This window comes from Variovorax sp. 01T439_2 (genome assembly GCF_056398445.1).
On record NZ_JBFTPJ010000974.1, the window covers coordinates 1 to 2,145 of the forward strand.

Here is a 2,145-nt window from a genome sequence, read left to right on the forward strand (position 1 = left end):
ACGCCGCTGTTGCCGGGTTCCTGCACCCTGCCCTTCCCCGGCATCGCGGCGGCCATCGTCGACGAGACCGGCGCCGACGTGCCGAACGGCCAAGGCGGCATCCTCGTGGTGAAGAAGCCCTGGCCGAGCATGATCCGCACCATCTGGGGCGACCCGGAGCGCTTCAAGGCCAGCTACTACCCGCCGGAACTCAAGGGCTTCTACCTCGCGGGCGACGGCGCCATCCGCGATGCGAAGACCGGCTATTTCACGATCACCGGCCGCATCGACGACGTGCTCAATGTCTCGGGCCACCGCATGGGCACGATGGAGATCGAATCGGCGCTGGTGTCGTGCACCGCGCTCGTGGCCGAGGCCGCGGTGGTCGGCCGTCCCGACGACACCACCGGCGAGGCGATCTGCGCCTTCGTCGTGCTCAAGCGCGCGCGCCCCACGGGAGACGAAGCGAAGAAGATCGCGAACGAGCTGCGCAACTGGGTCGCAAAAGAGATCGGCCCGATCGCCAAGCCCAAGGACATCCGCTTTGGCGACAACCTGCCCAAGACGCGCAGCGGCAAGATCATGCGCCGCCTGCTGCGCTCGGTGGCCAAGGACGAGCCGATCACGCAGGACACGTCGACGCTGGAGAACCCGGCCATCCTGGCGCAGCTGTCGGAGCGGAACTGAGGGAGGCGATGCTTTGGAGCATCACACCCAGTTCTCGACCGCCAGACCTTCGACGCGGTTGAACTCGCGCTCGTTGTTGGTGACCAGCACCCAGCCTTCGGCAYGGGCGTGAGCGGCAATCCACAGGTCGTTGTTGCCGATGGGCCGGCCCTTGCGCTCGAGGGCACTGCGGATCTGACCGTAGTGCTGGGCCGCCGCCTCTGTGACTGGTTGGACCTGGATGACGCTTTGCAGTTGCTTCAGCGCAGCCAATGCCTTGGACCGGGCCTGGCTTTTTTCCGCGCCATGTTGCAGTTCGCCGAGCGTAATGACTGACATGGCCAGAACGTCGGCGCTCAGTTGCTCAAAGCGTGCTCGAACCGATGCCGGATTGTGCTTGGCGATGTAGATGCAGATGTTGGTGTCGAGTAGATACCTGATGGCCATTCAGAACGACTCCCGTTCCTGGGGAGCGGCATCGTCGCGACCATCGGCCATGAAGTCGGCAGGCATTCCGACGAGCGCATCGAAGATTGCGGTTGCGCTCGCGGGCCGTTCACGCAAAATAATGTCGTTGCCTTGGCGAAAGATCTCCACCTGTTCGGAGGTCAATCGAAACTCCTTCGGCAAGCGCACGGCCTGGCTGTTGCCGGACTGGAAAACACGGGCGTAGGTCATCGAGGCCTCCTTGTGTTTTGTATATACATGAAGTATATACATCAAAGATGACCCCGTCAACCGGCTGCCCTGCCCTCCTTGCCCGCAGGCTTGAGCCGCACCGCCAGAAAATCCAGGAACGCGCGCTGCACCGCCGTGCTGTGCCGGCGCTGCAGATAGACGGCCGAGAGCCACATGTCGCTGCGGACGAACTCCGACAGCACGGGCACCAGCCGCCCGCTCTCGATGTAGGGATCGAGCATCACCGACGGCAGGTAGACGACGCCTGCGCCCAGCAGTGCCGCCTGGATCAGCGGGCTGGCTTCGGTGGCGTCCAGCCGGCCGCGGACCGCCACCTCGATCGGTTGGCGGTCGGCTTCGAAGCGCCACTTCGGCAGCGGATTCAGCTGGGTGCTGACCAGCGCGGCGTGGTGCGCAAGCTCGTCCGGGTGGGTGGGCACGCCGTGCTTGCGCCAGTACATGGGCGCGGCGCAGACGCTGAGCGCCATCGGCATCAGTTTTCGAACGATCAGGTTCTCGTTGGCCGAGGGGGCGAAGCGAAGCGCGATGTCGACGCCCTCTTCCGTGAGGTCGACCAGGCGGTTCGAGAGCACGAGGCTGATGCTGACCTCGGGATAGTGGCCGAGGAAGTCGTTGATCAGCGCCGGCAGCTGCGTGAGGTCCATGCCATGCGGTGCCGAGACGCGCAGGCGCCCGCTCGGGACCCGTGCGCGGTCCTGCAGCTCGGCGCGCGTCACGTCGGCCAGTTCCAGTATCGGCCTGCTCCTGTCGAGCAGCAGGAGGCCTGCGTCCGTGAGGCTGACAGCGCGATTGGTCCGGTTC

General features: G+C 65.2%; 4 protein-coding genes. 1 reads left to right on the forward strand and 3 read right to left on the reverse strand.

Annotated elements, in window-relative coordinates; translation table 11 throughout:
- Positions 1-666: AMP-binding enzyme (locus AC1DOC_RS30615; protein ID WP_478131221.1), on the forward strand; the 666-nt coding region annotated here is incomplete at its 5' end.
- A 21-nt stretch (positions 667-687) separates the two neighbouring features.
- On the opposite strand, the gene vapC is transcribed toward AC1DOC_RS30615, so the two are convergent.
- From vapC to AC1DOC_RS30630, 3 genes are all read right to left on the reverse strand, one after another.
- Entirely contained in the window at positions 688-1,092 is a 405-nt protein-coding gene (vapC, locus tag AC1DOC_RS30620) for a type II toxin-antitoxin system tRNA(fMet)-specific endonuclease VapC (protein ID WP_478131222.1), read from the reverse strand.
- A complete protein-coding gene (locus tag AC1DOC_RS30625) occupies positions 1,093-1,323 on the reverse strand; it encodes an antitoxin (protein WP_418148233.1) in 231 nt (76 codons plus the stop codon). It abuts the gene before it with no gap.
- A 56-nt stretch (positions 1,324-1,379) separates the two neighbouring features.
- Positions 1,380-2,145 (reverse strand): substrate binding domain-containing protein (locus AC1DOC_RS30630; protein ID WP_478131223.1); only part of this gene is annotated, 766 nt, incomplete at its 5' end.

Coding starts and splice junctions, on each gene's coding strand:
- AC1DOC_RS30625 (WP_418148233.1), bottom strand. CDS start 1,323: ATGACCTACGCCCGTGTTTTCCAGTCCGGCAACAGCCAGGCCGTGCGC.